The sequence below is a fragment of the Nonomuraea sp. NPDC050556 genome (assembly GCF_044457355.1).
Lineage (GTDB): Bacteria > Actinomycetota > Actinomycetes > Streptosporangiales > Streptosporangiaceae > Nonomuraea.
Genome location: NZ_JBITGU010000001.1, coordinates 1434791 through 1452257 on the forward strand (window position 1 = coordinate 1434791; position 17467 = coordinate 1452257).

Annotated in this window: 23 protein-coding genes; all 23 read right to left on the minus strand. The window is 66.5% G+C overall.

The window, feature by feature from the left end; translation table 11 throughout:
- Nucleotides 1–15: 15 nt before the first annotated feature.
- Nucleotides 16–1977 carry a hypothetical protein gene (locus ACIBG8_RS07140; RefSeq protein WP_397341659.1) on the minus strand — a complete coding sequence of 654 codons (1962 nt, stop codon included), beginning with the start codon at nt 1975–1977 and terminating at the stop codon, nt 16–18.
- Between the two features lie 3 nt (nt 1978–1980).
- Complete coding sequence (locus ACIBG8_RS07145) at nt 1981–2241, minus strand: hypothetical protein (protein WP_397341660.1); 261 nt, start codon at nt 2239–2241, stop codon at nt 1981–1983.
- Entirely contained in the window at nt 2238–2630 is a 393-nt protein-coding gene (locus ACIBG8_RS07150; protein ID WP_397341661.1) for a hypothetical protein, read from the minus strand. The genes ACIBG8_RS07145 and ACIBG8_RS07150 overlap by 4 nt, the downstream gene beginning before the upstream one ends.
- Before the next feature lie 5 nt (nt 2631–2635).
- Nucleotides 2636–3106 carry a phage tail tube protein gene (locus ACIBG8_RS07155; RefSeq protein ID WP_397341662.1) on the minus strand — a complete coding sequence of 157 codons (471 nt, stop codon included), beginning with the start codon at nt 3104–3106 and terminating at the stop codon, nt 2636–2638.
- Nucleotides 3107–3170: 64 nt separating this feature from the next.
- Nucleotides 3171–3617 (minus strand): minor capsid protein, encoded by a 447-nt coding sequence (locus ACIBG8_RS07160; protein WP_397341663.1) that lies wholly within the window; start codon nt 3615–3617, stop codon nt 3171–3173.
- Entirely contained in the window at nt 3614–3967 is a 354-nt protein-coding gene (locus tag ACIBG8_RS07165; protein WP_397341664.1) for a hypothetical protein, read from the minus strand. Before ACIBG8_RS07165 ends, ACIBG8_RS07160 begins: the two co-directional genes overlap by 4 nt.
- Complete coding sequence (locus ACIBG8_RS07170) at nt 3964–4278, minus strand: hypothetical protein (RefSeq protein ID WP_397341665.1); 315 nt, start codon at nt 4276–4278, stop codon at nt 3964–3966. Before ACIBG8_RS07170 ends, ACIBG8_RS07165 begins: the two co-directional genes overlap by 4 nt.
- Nucleotides 4279–4294: 16 nt before the next feature.
- Nucleotides 4295–4690 carry a hypothetical protein gene (locus ACIBG8_RS07175; protein WP_397341666.1) on the minus strand — a complete coding sequence of 132 codons (396 nt, stop codon included), beginning with the start codon at nt 4688–4690 and terminating at the stop codon, nt 4295–4297.
- 3 nt (nt 4691–4693) lie between these two features.
- Nucleotides 4694–4948 (minus strand): hypothetical protein, encoded by a 255-nt coding sequence (locus ACIBG8_RS07180; protein ID WP_397341667.1) that lies wholly within the window; start codon nt 4946–4948, stop codon nt 4694–4696.
- 92 nt (nt 4949–5040) lie between these two features.
- Nucleotides 5041–5337, minus strand: a complete 297-nt coding sequence (locus tag ACIBG8_RS07185; protein ID WP_397341669.1) for a hypothetical protein — start codon at nt 5335–5337, stop codon at nt 5041–5043.
- A complete protein-coding gene (locus ACIBG8_RS07190) occupies nt 5337–5681 on the minus strand; it encodes a hypothetical protein (protein ID WP_397341670.1) in 345 nt (114 codons plus the stop codon). Before ACIBG8_RS07190 ends, ACIBG8_RS07185 begins: the two co-directional genes overlap by 1 nt.
- 69 nt (nt 5682–5750) lie before the next feature.
- Nucleotides 5751–6686 carry a P22 phage major capsid protein family protein gene (locus tag ACIBG8_RS07195; RefSeq protein ID WP_397341671.1) on the minus strand — a complete coding sequence of 312 codons (936 nt, stop codon included), beginning with the start codon at nt 6684–6686 and terminating at the stop codon, nt 5751–5753.
- 49 nt (nt 6687–6735) lie between these two features.
- Nucleotides 6736–7455 (minus strand): hypothetical protein, encoded by a 720-nt coding sequence (locus ACIBG8_RS07200; protein ID WP_397341672.1) that lies wholly within the window; start codon nt 7453–7455, stop codon nt 6736–6738.
- A gap of 277 nt (nt 7456–7732) precedes the next feature.
- On the minus strand, nt 7733–8722 hold the full coding sequence (locus ACIBG8_RS07205) for a phage minor capsid protein (RefSeq protein WP_397341675.1): 990 nt from the start codon (nt 8720–8722) through the stop codon (nt 7733–7735).
- Nucleotides 8709–10139: a phage portal protein gene (locus ACIBG8_RS07210; protein ID WP_397341676.1), complete on the minus strand. Its 1431-nt coding sequence runs from the start codon at nt 10137–10139 to the stop codon at nt 8709–8711. The genes ACIBG8_RS07205 and ACIBG8_RS07210 overlap by 14 nt, the downstream gene beginning before the upstream one ends.
- Nucleotides 10140–10696: 557 nt before the next feature.
- Nucleotides 10697–11644, minus strand: a complete 948-nt coding sequence (locus ACIBG8_RS07215; protein ID WP_397341677.1) for a hypothetical protein — start codon at nt 11642–11644, stop codon at nt 10697–10699.
- A gap of 12 nt (nt 11645–11656) precedes the next feature.
- The gene (locus tag ACIBG8_RS07220) at nt 11657–12385 is read right to left on the minus strand and encodes a hypothetical protein (RefSeq protein ID WP_397341678.1); all 729 of its coding nucleotides are present in this window, start codon (nt 12383–12385) and stop codon (nt 11657–11659) included.
- A gap of 9 nt (nt 12386–12394) precedes the next feature.
- Nucleotides 12395–13744 carry a hypothetical protein gene (locus ACIBG8_RS07225; protein WP_397341680.1) on the minus strand — a complete coding sequence of 450 codons (1350 nt, stop codon included), beginning with the start codon at nt 13742–13744 and terminating at the stop codon, nt 12395–12397.
- Between the two features lie 22 nt (nt 13745–13766).
- Complete coding sequence (locus ACIBG8_RS07230; RefSeq protein WP_397341681.1) at nt 13767–14270, minus strand: hypothetical protein; 504 nt, start codon at nt 14268–14270, stop codon at nt 13767–13769.
- Nucleotides 14270–14740, minus strand: a complete 471-nt coding sequence (locus tag ACIBG8_RS07235; protein ID WP_397341682.1) for a hypothetical protein — start codon at nt 14738–14740, stop codon at nt 14270–14272. The genes ACIBG8_RS07230 and ACIBG8_RS07235 overlap by 1 nt, the downstream gene beginning before the upstream one ends.
- A gap of 188 nt (nt 14741–14928) precedes the next feature.
- Nucleotides 14929–15609: a hypothetical protein gene (locus tag ACIBG8_RS07240; RefSeq protein WP_397341683.1), complete on the minus strand. Its 681-nt coding sequence runs from the start codon at nt 15607–15609 to the stop codon at nt 14929–14931.
- A 12-nt stretch (nt 15610–15621) separates the two neighbouring features.
- Complete coding sequence (locus tag ACIBG8_RS07245) at nt 15622–16908, minus strand: PBSX family phage terminase large subunit (protein WP_397341685.1); 1287 nt, start codon at nt 16906–16908, stop codon at nt 15622–15624.
- A complete protein-coding gene (locus ACIBG8_RS07250; protein ID WP_397341686.1) occupies nt 16905–17402 on the minus strand; it encodes a hypothetical protein in 498 nt (165 codons plus the stop codon). Before ACIBG8_RS07250 ends, ACIBG8_RS07245 begins: the two co-directional genes overlap by 4 nt.
- Between the last annotated feature and the right edge of the window lie 65 nt (nt 17403–17467).

A 17467-nucleotide genomic window follows, 5' to 3' on the forward strand; every position in this document is an offset into this window, starting at 1 on the left:
CTTGCGCGATGCGGATCAGGCGAGGCCGATCATGGCGGCGTACTGCAACCCTCGATTCACCGTGCGGCTGGTCGGTTCCGCTTGGGGGTGGATGTTGGTGACGTTCACCGTCACGTTCCCCGAGGCGGTGCCCCCGACCTGGGTGCCCGCGAGGCGGGTGGCCCCTGCTGGAACCCTCCCCGCTCGGCGACCCCCGGCGCGAAACGCGCTCCCGAGTCCGGGCGGGATGATGCCCACCCTGTCGGGGATAGCGCCGCTGATCGCATCGCCCAGGCCGCTGGACTCGCGGGCGAGCCCGGCGCGAAACGCAGCCCCGAACCCGCTGGTCGCCTGGTCAGCGGCGCGCAGGATGGCCGGCTGCTCGGACGAGACGCCCTCGGCGAAGCCGAGCATCGTGAACGAGCCGATAGCGGCGAACACGCGACTCGGAGAGTGGATGCCGAGGATGTCCTTGACCCAGTCGGGCAGGAGGTTGCCGAAGAACGCGCCGATCTTGTTCAGGAACCACTGGACCTTGGTGCTGATGCCTTCCCACAGGCCGCTTAGCAGGTTCTTCCCCAGATCGATGATCTTGAGGAAGGCGTCCTTGATGACCTTGCCCGCGTTCGAGAAGGCGTCCTGGACGACCTTCAGCGCCCCCTGAAAATCTCCCTGGAAGAGCTTGACCACGGCCTGGACCAGGGAAATCAGCGGCGGAAGAAGCGCGGTTGTTATCTGGACCAGCGGTGCGATGAAGGGGGTGACGGCGCCGACGATCTTGGCGAAAACCGTCGCGAGCATGGTCAAGATCGGCGTCAGCGCCTTGACCAGTGTGACGACCACCGGTAGTAGCGCGGTGATCAGCTGAGAGATCGGCGGCAGAATCGGCATCAGGGCGGTGATGACCTGGCCAAAGACCTCTGCCAGAGCAGCAAGGACGGGCTGGAGCGCCACCAGGATCGGCTGGAGAGCCGATACCAGCGCTTGCACGATCTGGGTTAGAACCGGCATCAGGGCTGACGCCAGCGTGGCGGCCAGTTGGAGAAACGGCGGCAGCAGCGGGATCAGCGCAACGGCGATCTGCGCGAATTGCGTGATCAGCTGCCCGATGATCGGGCCGAGCTGTGTGATCACTGGCCCGAGCTGCGCCGACAGGGTCTGCGCCACCAGCGTCAGCCCGCTCATGAGCGGACCGGCGACCTGGTTGGCCAACCCGACGAAAGCCGCAAGCAAAGGGGCTAGCGCTTGTAGGATGCTGCCAATACCGGTTACCAGTGTAGAGAGCAGCCCACTTGATTGCGAAAGCGCTTGCGAGATGGGCGCGAGAAATCCGGCCAGCTGCGAGCCGAAGGTGCCCATCGACCCAGCCAGCGCCGACAGCATGGGCGTGACCGCCGCGACGACGCCTTGGATCGCGGGCAGCATCGGCGTTAGGAAGCTGCCCAGCCCGGCCGTGAACTGGCCGATCAGCGGCGATAGGCTTTTGAACATGTCCGCCAGCGCGGGCGCGATCTGGGAAGAGAACATGCCCTTGAGCTGGCCAGCAGCTGCGATCAGCGGCCCCTGGAACACCGATGCCGCGTCCGCCAGGTCGGTCTGCACGCTCGACTTCAGGTCAGCGAATGCGGCCTTCACCTGGGGCGCGGACATCGCCGCCTGGATGCCAATCTTGGCAATCCCAGCAGTAATGCCAGCGAAAACGCTTGCGAGAACGCCACCAACAGCGACGCCAGCCACGCCGACACCCGCCAGCAGCCCGGCGCTCTTCGCGCCCGCCGACGCCATCATCGCGCCAGCTGAGACGAATGCGGCCCCAGCTCTCGACGCACCGGAGGCGACCGCACCCGCCATCCGCACGGCGGCCATCCCGACCATGATCATCGCCGCGTGGATGCCGGTCGCCTTGACTTTGATCCCGGCGGTGGCCTTGCCCAGCGGACCGGTCAGGCGGTCCTTCAATTCGAGCGTCGCGTACAGCTCGCCCACGTTCAACGCCACGGCTCACCTCCGGTGGTGACGGTCTTCGGGGGTGAGAGAGCGGGTGGTCCGCGTGTCGGCGGACAACAGGCCGAGGATGCGCACGCGCAGCCATCGCCAAGTGCGGTTGAGAAGAAGGTCAGGCTGGCCGAGGTCGACGCCGTACTCGGTGTGCAGGTCGGCCTCGACCAGGGCCCACCGTTCCAGCAGGTCAGCCCAGGAGACGGCATTACCTTCCACGGCCAGGCCGTCATCCGCGTCATACCATTCGCGCAGCCCCGTCACCGGGTCGATCGGCCCGCCCGAGCCTTCGCCTTCGGGGCTGCCGCTTCCGGGTCGGCCCGCCAGTACTTGGCCGCGGTGTCCTCATCACTGGCGATCCACAGGAACGCCGTGACGCCGCAATGCTTGATCTTCGCCCAGGACACCCCATCGGCGATGAGCTCGTCGTAGACGGCGCCCAGTACCCGGCGGTACAGATCCTTCTCTCCGTCGTCGTCAAGGTCGGCGGCGTCGATCTCCTGGCCGTTGGCGGCGCTGATCCCAGCCGCCATCAGCTTGTGACAGAACAGGCCGACCTCGGCGGAGGCGGGCGGCACGTGGTAGACCTTGCCGCCGACCGGGAGGTCTAGGCCGTCGTGGAAGAACTCGTTGAGGTCAGTGAACTTCGCCATCGAGGTCAGGCCGCCACCGGGTTGTCGATCTCGACGGGCTCGCCCTGGCCGGTCAGCTCGCACTCGAAGGGCTCCAGGTCGGTGACCTCGCCGCCCGCGCCCTTGTATTGCACGGCGGCGGTTCCTCGGAAGGCGTCGGGGCTTCCGTCCTTGCGATACCAGCGGATCTCGACGTTGGCGTTGATGCCGACGACGAGACCGGCCCTGCGAAGGGCCTCCTGGCCTGGGTCGGGCACGAACGAGGCGCTGCCGGTGTCGCGCTTGCGGCGCCCTTCGATCTCCAGCGACCATTTGCGCTGGGTGACGACCTCGCTCGCCCAGCCGTTGCTGTCGAAGTCGCTGTCGTCTTCAGTCTCGCTGTCGAGGGTGAATTCGACCTTGGTGAGGCCCTTGACCGTGGTCCAGGCGGGTACGGCTGTGCTGGACGTGTTGACTTCCAGGGTCCAGTCCTTGGCGAGGAGGCTGCGAAGCGCCATGTGCTTGCTCCTTCGGGCATGCGGAAGACCCGCACGCGTTTTCGCTTGCGGGTTGGGTTGTGAGTTATCCGTGGCGGTGGGGCGATGGGCGGTCGACGAGCAGCTCGTACGAGTCGGCGCGGCCCCACCGCCCGTTGGCGTCACGGTCGATTGGCGCGACGATGCGGCGTTGCGCGAGCAGGACGTATACGCCTGTGTCCAAGGTGTGGTTGGACAGGCCGTGCAGCGCGTCGAACACTAGGTCGGCCAGGTCGTCCACCACGCGGGGATCGGCCTTGCCGCGGATGCGGATCTGGATCTGGGTGTTCGTGTCGGACTGGGTCAGGTCGTCGCCGGCGCGGCCGGTGCCGTACACCGTGAGTGTGATGGCCATGTCCGGGCTGGCGGGCAGTCCACCGATGGTGATCGCGGTCTGGTCGTCGCTGTAGATGCCGGACGGGTTCCAGTCCCCTGCTCCGGCGTCGGCCAGCAGGGTGGCCAGGCCGGACAGAAGATCTCGGGTGAAGGTCATGACAGCGCTCGCCGGATCTGCGCGGCGATCAGCGCGCGGACTATGTCGGCCTCATCGCGCGCAGGGTCCTCCAGATACTTGGCCTTACGGCCTGGCGCGTGCTTCAGGTCGAGGTCCTCGTGCTGGACCAGCGCGTAAGGCGTCTCGTAGGAGACCGCGGCCGTCAGCGACGCGTCGTCCACGCTGGCAGCGCCAGACCTTTCCAAGGTGGCCTCGTCGATCGGGACTTGTGTCCGGGACACCTGGAGCACGTGTTCAGCGCCCATCCGGAGTCCGCGCGCTGCGGCCCGGTTGACCTTGACGGTCAGTTCGTAGGGGGTGACCTTCGCGTTGAACTCGGCACGGCTCATTGACACACCACCTCCACGTGGTCCGGGGTGGGGAGTCCGCCGCCGTCGCGGGTGTAGGAAGCAAGGACGGTGGTGGTTCGGCCGTTGACCGTCACCTGGGATCCGGAAGGGCACCGGGTCCCAGGCAGCATGTAGATGGTGATCTCGGAGACGACTTCGACGCCCTTGTCGTCTCTGACCATGCGGCGCTCGTCGTCGGCCAGGCACCTCACCGCGACCGGCGGGCCGTAGACAGGTCCATAGGCCGAGTCACCCTCGAACGGCTTGATCACGGCGGTGTGTCGCAGCAGCCAGCCAGGCAGGGTCGTCACCAGGGCACCCGCCTCTCTACCAGCGGGGGCCGTCGATGACGATGCCCGGCAAAAGACCGGCTGTGCGCAGGATCGACAGAGCGTCCTGGGCGTACCGCGGCGGTCCGTCTCCTGCTCCCCCGCTGGCGCGGTCCAGCTTCACCGAGCCGATGCTGACGCTCTTGAAGGCTGACGCGACGCCGTAAGGGTCGCCGACCGCGATCGACCAGGCCACTTGTGCACATGTCGCCTGCCGTACTGCTTGCCGAATCTTCGGGTCGGTGGGCATCTCGATGGCGTCGACCGCATAGACCGCGCCCATGAGCAATTCGTCAATGCGTTCCGAAGCCCGCGCGAGCGCCTGCTCGATCCCGTCCGGCGCAATCTGGCCGGTGTAGTCCGCGTAGTCCTGCGCGGTCGCATACACCAGCACGGCTCAGGCCGGAAGCTCGTAGATGGCGACCGAGACACCGGTGATGGCGGAGAAGTTGATCCACACCTTGCCGTCCGGGTGCCGGTAGACGGCGGGAAGCGGCGGGATGAGGACATCCCCGTTGATGGCCGAGATGATGTAGTCACGGTCAGGGATCTCCTGGCCGTCGATCGCGCCGGGAATGACCAGGGTGACGGTCTTGGGCGCGGCGTCGGTGTTCTTGATGCGGATCATCCGCCGGTCTGACCAGGTGAACATGAGGCCGTCCGCGACTGCCGGGTTGACTGGCGCGGTTCCGACCGAAAGGCCCGCTCGGGGCATAGGGGTGATGGTGGCTTCAGCGCGAGCCATCAGTGATCCTCCTCGTCATCTCGGCCGAACTCCTCGATGAGTGCGGCCTTGGACAGGGACCTGGCGTCGCCTTCGGCCATGCCGCGGGCGACGGCGTAGACCACCCAGGCCGCCTTGTTGTCGTTTTCGGACGGCCGCTCCGGCCGGGGCTCCGGCTCAGGGTCGAGGACCTGGTCCGGGATGTCCTCGGGAGCTGGCTCAGCGATCAGCAGCCACACGTCGAGGTGGTCGAGCCGGACATCCCTTTCGGGCAGCTCGACCACCTGGCCGGTGCTGGAGTTGCGGTAGACGAACATCAGCCGTTGGCGTCCAGCTCGACGTCGATCTGAATGGTGAGATCGGTTGGCGCGCCCCCTGCCGTCACCACCACGGCGGCGAGCGTGTCGCCAGGGGCCAGCTTGCCCACAGCGGCAGTAGGGCTGGCAGAGACCCAAGTGGCCGCAGCCGCGGCCGACAGGTCCGCGGCCAGGAGGTTGCTGCCGTTCTTCTGGGCGTTGACGGTGGCGCCAGTGCCGCCCAGGCGGTAGGCGCGGATGGCCTTCACCTTGCAGGCGACTGGTGCTCGCCACAGGATGTGGGTGCCGGGGGCGGGGGCCTTCAGGGTCAGGACCCGCTCGGTGAGCCGAGCCTTGTACGACATCGCGTGTCCTCCTTTGAAATGCGAAAAGCCCGCCAGGTGGGCAGGCTCGAATGTGCGTGGGGGCGCTGGTTAGGCGACGTTGGGGCCCTTGATGAGCACCGCGCGGTTGGGATCGATGGTCTTGGTGCCGTAGAGGCAGTCGATTGAGACGACGTCCTGCTTGAGGTCGATGTCGTAGTCCATGACCACGCGCAGACCGAAGCCCTTGTAGGAGGCAACCGCTGCGTTAGCCGCACCCTGGGGCAGCACCAGCGGGCGCGTGACCAGCGCGAAAGCGGTCCGGTGGAAGGCGACGCCGACCTCGGTCGTGGATGCGCCGGTCACCTGGTCAGGCACCTTGATGTTCTGCGTCTGGTAGGGGTCAAATCCGAAGACGCGCCTTCCCAGCGACGCCTCACGAAGGCCGTCCGTGTCACCGCGCGCGTCAGCTCGATGGAACAGCTCGTCACCGAGCCACTTAGCCTCGATCTCAGGACCGACAACCAGGTGGCGGTCAGCGGCCGGCACGTTGCGCTGGTTCAGCACACGGCGGGCATCGATCGCCGTACGCGGGTTGTCGTAGAGGAAGACGTTGACGCCGGGCGGGTTGGCGGCGTGCTGGCCGGTTCGGCCGACCTCCTGCACGATGTCGTTCCGGAGGGCGAGGATGTCCCGGTCGATCTTCTGGCTGATCGCCTCCATCGCCGGGTTGAGCAGCTGGACACCGAAGTCCTCAATGCGGAGGGTGAGGTCTTCAGCCGTGACCGCGAAGCTGACGTCGGCGAAATGGTTGAGGGTGACGGGAATGCCCGTTTCCTGGGCGTTCTGGATCTCGATTCCGTTCGCGCGGGAGAATTCCTTGGCCTCGAAGACTGCGGGCTTCCTCACGTTGACGGTGTCGCCGACCTTGGACGCGAAGTCCTCGTCGTAGTCCCGGTGTACGAGCTGCGCCATGACGCAGGTTTCGTACAGGGTGGCAAGCGCCGCTCGCGCGATCACGTTCGGCGTCAGAAAGTTGTTAGGCACGAATGCCCCTCCTTAGGCATGGGAAGTCGCCAGCGGAACCGCTTGCGGCTTAGTCAGAGGACTTCTTACTGCGCCGGAAGGCGCGGAAGTCGTCGGTGGTCATCTGCTCGGGGTCGCTGGCGCGCGCACCGGGACCCCCGGTGAACTCGCCGCCGCTCTTAGCAGGTGGGCCGGACGTGCCGGCCGCCTTGAACTTAGGGTTGTCCTCGACGGCCTTCTGAATCGCCCCGGTCAGCGCGGCGCTAAAGCCGTCTCCGTCGGGGTCCATCTCACGCACGTTGCGCAGGAACGAACGGCTGTCGAGTAGGGCGTCGGGGTCGGCGCCCAGCTTGGTGCTCGCCCGGTGCACTGCGAGCTCGATCAAGGCCCTGCGGTGCCGGTCCTTTTCGGCGTCCCGCTCCTTGGCCGTGCTGTCCTTCTCTGCGGTCAGCTTCTCGATCACCTGCTGCGGGTCGAGAGGCGTCTCCTCCTCGGCCACAAGGCCGAGTGCCTTGCCGATCTGCTGGGCCAGGTCCTTCTGCGCCTGGGAGACCAGGTCCTCGGGAGAGGGGCCCTGCTGGGCCTTCTGCTCCTCGGCGGCCTTACGGGCGTTGACAGCTTCCATGCGGGCTCGGCGCAGCTCCGCCTGCGCCCAAGTGGGCAGGTCGTCGATCTTGCGCGCGTCGGTCTTGGCCTTCTCGTCCGGTGCGGGACCAGGCTCGGGAGTCGGCTCGGGTGCCGGTTCTGGCGCGGGCGGGTCCTGCGGCTTGTCGTTCTCGTCGGGATCCAAGATGTGCTCCTTGTTCAGTGGGTGCCGCCCGGCCTACGGGCTGCGCACGCTGCCCGGCCTGCGGGCAGCCTGAATATCCGCCAGCGCTATCGCTTGCGGGTTGCCGCGCCCGGCCTGCGGGCTGTCCGGCGTGATCTGGGGGAAGCTGCTCGCCGCCGTCCTGCGTGCTGCGCGAGCAGGGGTCCACAGCTCACAGAGCTGGGCATGCGGATGGCCCGCACGGGGCGGGCCATCCGAGGTCAAGAGGTGGGGATGGAGAGGCTGGCGCGGTCGCCGGTCACTTCTTCTGTGAAGGCAGCGCCTTCATCTTCGTCGGAGCCTTAGTTACGCCGGGAAGGAACACCGACAGCGAGTGGCGGCAGTTCGGATGAAACAGGCCGTCCAGCCGGGCTTCAGCTACGGTCGCGGCCACGTCCACCTCAACCTGCGTGCCGTCGTCAACGGCGTGCTCCATCGTGCGGACCCCGGCCGCCCCGGTCTGTGTAAGGATCTTGCCTTCCCACGGGTCGCACCTGGAGCAGTTCCATGGCGTGGTGGACACCATGACGAGGTCTAGGCCCGCATCGCGCATGGTGGCGAGGTGACCATCTACCGCGGCTCGGGCTGTGGCAGTGCGCATGGCCATGTCCACGTAGGTGGACATTTTCCATGCACGACCAGTGCTGTCCCGGAACGGCGCGACCGAGTCGAGGCGCTTCAGAGCGTCACGGGCCGCGTCCCTGCGGGTGCGAGCGCCAGTCAGCACCGCCCCCGCTGTGTCGGCGATGGTCTTGCGGTAGATGTCCTCAACCACGCGCAATGCCGACAAGTGCAGCGACGACAGCTTGTCGACCGTCTGCCGTGCTAGCTCGTTCACGCCCTGGCCAGGGTTGATGAGGTTCTTGGAACCCAGGTTCCGGGCATCCTTGAGGACCTTGTTCAACCGCTTGGTCAGCTTCTCCTCGTGAACCTGAAGCATGGCCGACACCACAGCGGCATCCATGCCGTCGCGGTAGGACTCGATCACGGCGCGTTCGGCGGCCTTCTTCGCCACCGAGTCGAGGCGTTTGACGATCCGCTGCGCTTCCTTGCGCAGCTGGCTGATCTGCGCGAGCCGTTGCTCCTGCCAGCGTCCGCCATCCTGCTCGTCATCGCCCCCGGTGGCATACTTAGCGATCTTCTCCGCCAGGAGCTTCTCCGACTCCGCGTACATGTTGGCCACCAGCCGAGCCCGCTCCAACGCCTGCTGGACAGCTTGCGCCGGTGTGGGCCCGCTACTCGTCGCCATCGCCCGGGACGTACGTTTCCGACAGCTCGACCGGGTCGGGCAGGTTCAGCCCGAGCTCGTCACGCAGGCGCCGAACCTCTGCCTTGACCTGGCCTTCGTCCCAGTCCGGATGAAGCATGCGCACACGTGTATCGAGGCTGGCCGACTGGGCGCGATTCAACATATCCAGCGTCCGCGACAGCGCCTCCGGGTCGGGCATAACGCCGTCTGGCCACTCGACCTGGGCACGCTCCGCGACGACCTTCGTCCCGAACACCGCCAAGTCGATGGACAGGAGCGCCTCACCCAACCAGGCGAGCGCTGGGGTCCAGTAGTTGACCTTCTTCTGTCGGGTAACGAACGACTTGCGCTCACGCGAGTGAATCTCCGTCGCCGTGGCGGCCTGGCCGTCGCCAGCCTCACCGAAGCTCTGCACGGAGTAACCCGCACCGCGCAGGATCTGCGCAAGCAGGGTGCGGGCGGTCTCCTTGTGCTCGGCGACGCGGATGTCGAACTGCGAGATGGTGATCATGCTGGGGCCGCCGTTGGCGGGCGGCATCATGCCCAGCCCCGAGTAGACCTCCCGGTCCGGGTCCCACGTCGATCCCCTGCCTCGACCGGTGTTGGCCAGGTAGACCTCGGGGACGATGATCCGGCCCTTGCCGAGACGCAGGTCCCGCATCCAGCTCGTGTACGTCTCGTCCAGTGCGTCCATGAGCGGCTCGACGCCGCTGTAGTCGCTCCGGCCGAGCGAGGTGCCGCGCAGCAGCCGGTGAGGCTTGATGTTCGGCACGTAGTAGGTGAGCAGCCCCTTGTCGTAGCCGGTGTCCAGGCCGCCCTCGGCGTCCACGATCTCCGCGAACCCAGCGGTCTCCGGGTGATCTTCAAGGGGTACCTGCATGCCGAGCCGCTCACGGTCGCCGCGGTACAGCCCGTGGTAGATCCGGCCCAGCTCGTGCCGTTCGAGGTGGCGCCAGACCGCCTTTTCTTCCTCGTGGACGACCTTCCAGAAGGTGACTGCGCGGAGCCGGTTGTTGGCGAAGTCCGGTACGGCAGCGTCGGCTGGGACCAGGTCGAGGATGGGGTAGTCGGCGACCTCGCTGTTCCACCCGACTCGCAGGTAGACGCCGCCGTAGGCGGAGCCGATCTCGGCGGACTCGAGCAGCATGCTGTAGACGCCGCCGTCCGCGAGGATGCGGTCAAGGCGGGCCTGGCCCTTTTTGCCGGGGACGCGCAGTGTCGGCGGCTCGCTGAACAGCAAGTCGGCGCTGGTGGCGCTGATGTCGGAGGCGATCGGGACGTGCAGCTTGGTGCTGCGCGACTGACCGGCAGGGATCGGCGATCCCCAGAACCAGCGGGCCACCCGGCCAACGACGCCGCCGGCGTACTGAAGCGGTCGGTCCCAGCCTTTCAGGTCGAGGCCAAGGCCCGGCGTCACGCCTGCGCCGTACACCTGCGACAGGCGGTCGGGGTCGCCTGAGTACCAGGCCCCCCACTGGGCGTACAGGCGGTTCTCTTGCCGTGTGTGGGGCGGGGGCCATTCCATATCACGGTCGGGAAGCGGCACCGCCACCTCCCTTCTTGCAAGCGAAATCGCTTGCGGGAATGGCGAGCCGTGAAGCTCGTGAAATGGAGCAACTGGGCCGTGCGGATCCCCGCAGACGGGTGGTCAGCTACGTGACAATTAACAAGCGGAAACGCTTGCGGGCTGGGTGCGGAGGTTGATCAGAGCTGCTCAGGCCAGTGCCAAGTGCCCCCACGGCGTGCGGGCGGGTTGACACCGTACGTCTCGTGATGCTCGCAGCCTCCCTGCGCCAGGGAGTGGAAGAACATACCGGTCGGGTTCAGTACGGCCAAGCCCACGGTGTTCCCGTCAGGGGCGACCTCCATGATGCAGGCAGCCCGGCACTGGGAGGTGTACTCGCCCCCTGGGGTTCCGTAGGAGACGTAGTGGACGATGCGGCCGACGCTCGGCTTTGGGTACAAAGGGACCTCTCAGATGATGGGGACCAGGCCGGAGGGCAGTACCGGCCTTTCGTCGGGTCGGGTTACGCGGACCCACCCCTGGTAGGTGCCAGCTGCCAGAGCCGACGCTGTGCCAGGCCCGATCAGGACCTGAGCGATCGCGCCATCAGAGTTCTGTCCGGCCCACGAAGCTGCCCGCCAGTCGCTTTCGACCGGTTCTACGCCAGGTGTGGTGAATGCGATCTCCGCAGGTTCGCTACCAAGGGCGTTGCCGACGAAGAAGGGAACCCATTCGCGGGATTCACTGCTGATCGGTTCCACTCGACCTCTCCTCCCGATGTAGCGTGCCGACCAGCGTCGCCACGGCAGTCCCACCCACAGCGGCGGGGTACGGCGCAGCAACAGCCCGACGCTGTCGCTCTCGACGACCTGTCGCAGGACGCCGACCTTCGTCCCGGTGAGCGGGCGCACCTGGTCAGCTTCGACGAGGCGGGCCAGCCGCCCAGCGCGGGCGAACTGGGCGGGCCTGGCCTGCCCAGTTTCGACGACCTGTCGCAGCAGCCCGATCTTCGTGCCGGTGACCGGGCGGGCCTGGTCGGCTTCGACGACGCGGCTAAGGATCGGCTTGTTACGGAACAGGAACACCGTGTCGGTCTCGGTGACCTTGAACAGCACTCGCCACTTGGTGCGCTGCATCGGCCTAACCAGGCTGGTTTCGACGACCTGGCCCAGCTGGGAGCGCTTGGATGCAACCAGCGCGCTCACCGAATCGGTCTCGACGACCTGGCGCAGCAGCCCGATCTTCGTGCCGGTGATCGGGCGCACTTGGTCAGTTTCGACGAGGCAGCTTGTGATCCGGGAGCGGGCGGCGCTCATCGGCCTTACCTGGTCGCTCTCCACGACCTGCGTCAGCATCGGAAATGCGGCTGCACGCACGACGATCGGCCGATTGGGGTGGCTACGCCCGGAACGCGCCATGGCTCACCTCTTTCACCAGGCTCCTGCACGGTGTGCCGACGATGTGATCGCGAGTGGGCGGGGCCGGGGCGTGGTTGCCGCCCGGATCTCCACCGCCGTCGCCGCCCACTTGGTGCTGGGGGAAGAGGCGTTGCAGTGGATGTTGAAGGTGACCGGGGTACCTGACGCATCGACTGGTGTCGCTTTGCGTAGCGCCAGCCCCGACAACCAGCTGGAACTTCCCGTCCCAGCAGGCGCCATCTGGTTGAACTGCTCGTAGGGGTCGGTGGAGGAGTTGATGTTGGTCTGGTAGTCGTCGCAGGCGGCGCAGATGCTGAGCGAGTCGGCCTCGGCCGAGGAGAACGGTGTCCAGTTCCAGTCCTGGACCCCCGTGTTCTGGGCCGCGTTCTTGGCCCCGACGGGGTTGGCGACATCCGCCCCCGTCAGCACGTAGATCTTCAACGCCAGTGGTGCGGTCGTCTCACTCCCGCCGAAGTAGTCGATCGTCGCGGTGACCGTCGTGAACTGCGCAATGGCGGGCGCGGTGTAGATCGCGGAGATGGCGTTGGTATTGATCGCCAGCACCTGCTGGGTCCACAACAGCGACGAGCCGCCGTTGGTCAGCGGGATGCTGCTGTCGTATTTCGACATCACGGACGCCACCAGCAACGCGCCCGCCGGCGGCGTGAACGAGTCGGTGGTGACCGTCTTGACGTGCCCGAACACCAGGGAGGGAGAAGACGAATGAACCTCGATCGCCACCCCGGCCCCCTACCAGGTACCGGCGCGACGGATTGCCGCAGCGGAGGTGATCAGGCGGCGCCTTCGCCCATCACCGGCAACCGGCCCGACCTTGGCGGGGCCGAGGGCGATGTCATCCATGTGCAAGGCACCAGCCGCCTCCTTGATGAGGTGAAATTCGGCTGTCTCGGGCTTACTGCCCGGCCAGGTCAGCGGCGCTGAGATCACGTAGTCGTCGTGGACCAGCGAGTCGGGATCCAGGTAGGTCCAGATCTCCACGGTGCCGTTCTGCGCGGCGTCCAGGGTGTAGCAGATCTCCACCCGCACCCAGGCGTTCAGCGGGATGGGGACCGCGGTCGTGGCCGCCGTCTTCGCGGTGTCGGTGTTGAAGCCGGTAAAGGCTCGGATCAGGCCGCTGGTGTTCCGCTGCCACACTGCAGAGATGATGTTGTCCACACCGGCTCCGCTGATAATTGCGAAGAGCTTGGACAGGTTGCCGGACGTCAGCGCACCGGTGCGGAAGAGGTAGAACCGGACGTATAGCGAGTTGCCCGGCTGCGGTGCGGTCCAGTCGATGTGGGTGTCGGAGTCCAGGACTCCGTTGACGACCGATAGCCCGGCCGCGCCGTGAAACTGGTCGCTGCTGTAGACGGGATTGCCCACACAACCGGTGAAGGGATCACCGCTCAGCCCATCGGAGTTGGCAGGCGTGACCGAAGCGCCGTGCGCGCCCCCGTCGAAGCTGTTTTGATACGGTACGCCCTCGCGCGGCAGGAGCTCGACGGCGGCAACGGCCCATCTGGGGGACGACGCCGTGGTAGTGAAGGTGAGCGTGACCGCCTCGCCCGCGCTCTCAGCGGGCGACGGCTTCTGTACGGCAACGCCGCCCATATCGCTGGAGGCGTCGAATGCCTCCCCATAGTCAGGTGAGGAGCACACGCCACTGGCGCTGTACTCGGTTCCGCCTCCGACCGCGATCGACCCGCGCCGGGTGGCCACCCAGGTGGTTGGCGCGAAGGTGGCGAGCTCAGATTGTCCGACGAAGATCGCGCCGATGGGCGTGAAGGGGTCAACGCCCGCCGCAATGAAAACCTTCAGCGCCGCATCGTCCTGGTCGGTGGCCAAGGTGACAGTAGCAGTGGAGGTCGCTTCGGCCCAGGTTGTGAAAACGGCGCAGGTACCGGGCCCCACATTGCTGTGTGCCTGCTTGACCCAAGCGCGGCCCTCGGTATCGGACACAGTGAGCGCCGCCCCATAGTTCTCCGAAAAGCACACCGCCACTAGCAGATCGCGGACCTTCTGGTCGAGCATGCCGGAGGTGACTGTCCCCACCGCGTCGGCGAAGACCAATGCGGGCGACTCTCGGAAGAAGATCGGCACAACCCCTCCCCCCGGCACCAACTCAGATTCGCTCGACCCACATACAGGCCGACAGGTTGACGGCGGCGGCGTACTTTGCGCGCAGCACAAACCCGGTGCCCGGCACGCAGTCGGGGCTGTCACCGAGCGGCAAGTCGTACAGCACCAGGCCACCGTTCGGTGACAGCGGGAAGGTGTCAACTACGGTCAGGACCGTCGGCTCCTTCGTCGCCGCCCACGCCATCGAGGCAAGGAACCCCGGGGCGATGGTCTTGCCGTACACCTGTTGCGGTGTCACCGCCGTCACGTCCGCCGTGGTGGCCGCCACGGGCGGGAAAGTCGCGAACGTCGCCATGCACAATTCGATGTCGCCGGGCACGCCGGAGGCCGACACCCCGTACAGGCCGACCCGGATCTTCTTCAGTTCTAGCCCGAAGCTGGCAGGGGCGAGTACTCCGAGAACGCTGCGGGCCACGCCAGCGCTCAGCACGACCGGGGTGGTGACCTGCCCCACTACGGTCGCGGCGGTGTATCCAGCCTTAGCCATCAGGCACCCCGCCAGAAGCCGAGGGCGTCGATCTGCACGACCACGTTGGTGCCGTCCGGGATCAGCGGGAAGTCATGCGAGGTCAGCGGGATGATCGCCGTGTCGGGCGAGGCGGCGCCCGGCTTGTAGCAGACCAGAATTTTGGCCCAGTTCGTACCCGCCTGAACGCTGGTGTAGGTCTGGTCGGGGATGTCGAGGTCAAGGCGGTCGTTGACGTCGTCGGGGGTGAGCGGCGCCAGGTCGGCGGCCAGGAGCACCTTGCGCGAATACCCGGTGTTGGTCACCTCGTCGGTCGAGCCGGACAGCACGTCGGCCAGCGTGTCCTTGTCCCTCAGGACGGCGTCGGACTCGAGGTTGGCGGCGGACAGAGCCACCAGCACCAGCGCGGACCCGGCGGGATCGCCGGTCTTGACCCGGTTGTACAGCTCAGCCACCCGGCCGAGCCCCACGTTGAACTTGAAATCGGCCACAGGCCCTCTCCTTGGAGGTCGATTGCCAGGCGGGAGGTAGGAGAGGTACGGCCCGCGCCGTGCGCTGCCCCTCAACAGAGCAAGGCGTGGGCCGTACCAGGTGCTCGACGTGCCGTGCGGGATGAGGTGCAGGCGCGGAGCAGGCCCGTCCCGCGGAGTAGGCGGGACGGACGATCGGGAAGTAGGCGTTACCAGGTCGCTGCGCGGCGCGCGGCCGCGGTGCCTACCAGGCGCGCGCCGCCGGTGAGGCGGGGCGGCTCAGCTGGGCCGATCCAGCCGCCGTCGGCAGCGGCGACCTCGTCGAGATACCATCCGGCTGGGGTGATGAAGTTCGCGGTGGAGAACCCGGCGAAGCTGGTGTTGAGGGTGCCTGAGGCCACCGATGTGGGAGTTGCCGAGCTCGGGTTGTTGAACAGGCGGACCTCGGCCGGGCCGCTCAGATCCCACATGGTTTCCACCCGAACCCACTGGCCGGTCGCCATGGCCGCCGAGGTGGTCGCTACCACCCCGTATCCGGAGCTGCTCACCTTGGTTCCGAGTTCCAGCCGCCCGTCGGGCAAAACACTGACGTATTGGTTCAGCGCTCCGCTGCCGTCGATGGACTGGATGCGGCTCGCTGAAGACGGCAGCGCCGGTGCGTAGATGTGAGAGCGCAGGTACCAGGCACCCACGAAGGACAGCCCCAGATATTTGACCGTGTAGTACAGGAAGCTGCTGGCGGCGGCCAGCGTCCCCGCATACACCTGGGCGGTGCTGTAGGTCAGGGCGTCGACGGAGTAGAAAGCGTCACCGCTGGCCCCGCCGGAATTCTCGACGGTGATGGTCGCGCCCGACGTGCCGCCGTCGAAGGAGTTTCGGAATCCCGCCAATCCGCCCTCCGACTATTTGTAGTTGGGGACAGGCTCCAGGAGCTGCGCCCACGCGGCGAGCGTGGTGTGCAGGCCGTATCGTGCGGCATCCAGGCTGTGGTCGTCCGTTTTGATGGGTGCGTCGTCGCCACGTTCGGCCTTCTTCTCGTCCCAGCTGTAGGAGCCGATCTCACCCAGGAATCCCGTGCATGATCGGTGAACCCGCAGGTGGTCGGCGGCGATGAGGTTGGAGACAGTGCGGATGCCGTCCAGGACCGCGTTGTCTCCCATCATTGGCAGGAGCCCGTCGCGGTGCAGCTGGGTGATGAAGCTGGCGGCGGACGGGTCCACGATCAGCCACTCCGGCCGCACGCCGCGGGTGCCGGGCCCGTAGGAGTCCGGCATGCCGTCGAGCCAGCCCTGCAGCCGCGACGAGTACTCGGCGTCGGTCAGCTGGCGGCGTTCGACACGGGAGTCCCATCGCAGCTCGGAGGCCAGATAGAGGCGCCGCTGGCCGACCTTGTCCGGGGTAGAGACGCCGATGAGCAGGGCCGCGAACGGGTTGACCGTGCCATAGTCGACGCCCACGCTGAGCCAGCGCTCCATGAGCGGAATGTGGTCGACGATGTGCCGATCCGGATCCCACATGTCGTAAATGGCGCCCTCGGCCATGCACCATTCGCCAAGCACGTAGCGCCTGAACCACAACCCGGTGTACTCAGCCTTCAAGTTGCTGACGTAGACGGGGTCGAGGCTGTGGTTGTCGTCGAGCTGAAACTGCCACCAGCGCAGGTCCAGCTCATGAACTCGCAAGAGAAAACGCTTGCGAAGCCAATGATTGGGGGCATCCGGATTCGTGGTGCAGAAGATCTTGCTGCCGGGGACGCTGCATCGTGCGAGGAGCTGGTCCCAGAACGCCTCGGGGATCAGGGTGGCCTCGTCCACGTACGCGCCTGCACAGGTCATGCCTCGCAGGCGAGATTCGGCGCGGACGTCGTTGGCGCTGATGATCTCGATCCTGCGTCCGAGGATGTTCGCGGTCGGCGCGCCCCGGTTGTAGAACACTCTGCGCGCCACAGGCCCGGTCAGCGCGGGATCCATCAACGGCTCAAACACGTTCCGGGAGATCGTATCGCTCGTCTTGCCGACGATCACCAGGCTGCCGCCGCGAGGAGCTCGGGAGACGTACATCAGCCACCTAAGCAGCGACGCGATGGTCTTGCCGCTTCTGACCGCACCGGTCCAGATGTTGATGCGCGCGGTGGACTCCGCGATCGACTTCTCCTGCTTGGGCGACAGCCGTACGAGGCCCAGACTCACCCGTCGTCCTCTTCGTCCAGGTCGTCTTCGTCGCCGGACTCGATCTCGCCGACCACGGTCGCCTCGACTACCTCGCCCGGCACGTGCTGGCCGCGCAACGAGTCGAACAGCGACCCGAGCAGCGACAGCACGTCGCCGTCCTGGGCGCCGTTGCGGTTCATCTGGTCCAGGCCGAGCAGGTAGCTGCGGCGGGTGATCAGCTTTTCGCACGCTTCAACGGCCTTGACGTCACCATCGAGGGCCTTCGGCCAAAGGGCCTGCATCAGCCGGTCCAGCCGCTTGATCTCGATGTCGAGCAGCTGCTCCGAGGACTCCTGCTGCGCCTTCGCCGCATTGGCCAGCGCACGCGTCATGTCCTTAGAGACAGCGCGGGCACCGCCCTTGATGCCGAGCTGCCGTGCGATCGCGTCGTGGCTCATTCCAGCCAGACGCATCTGAACGATTTTTGCTCGCCGCTCAGCGACCTCAACTCGCTTAGCAAGGAGAATACTCATTGAGCAGCACCCCCTAAATAGTCAAAGTTGGTCTGCGTTCAAATCGATAATCCGTGAGCTATCCT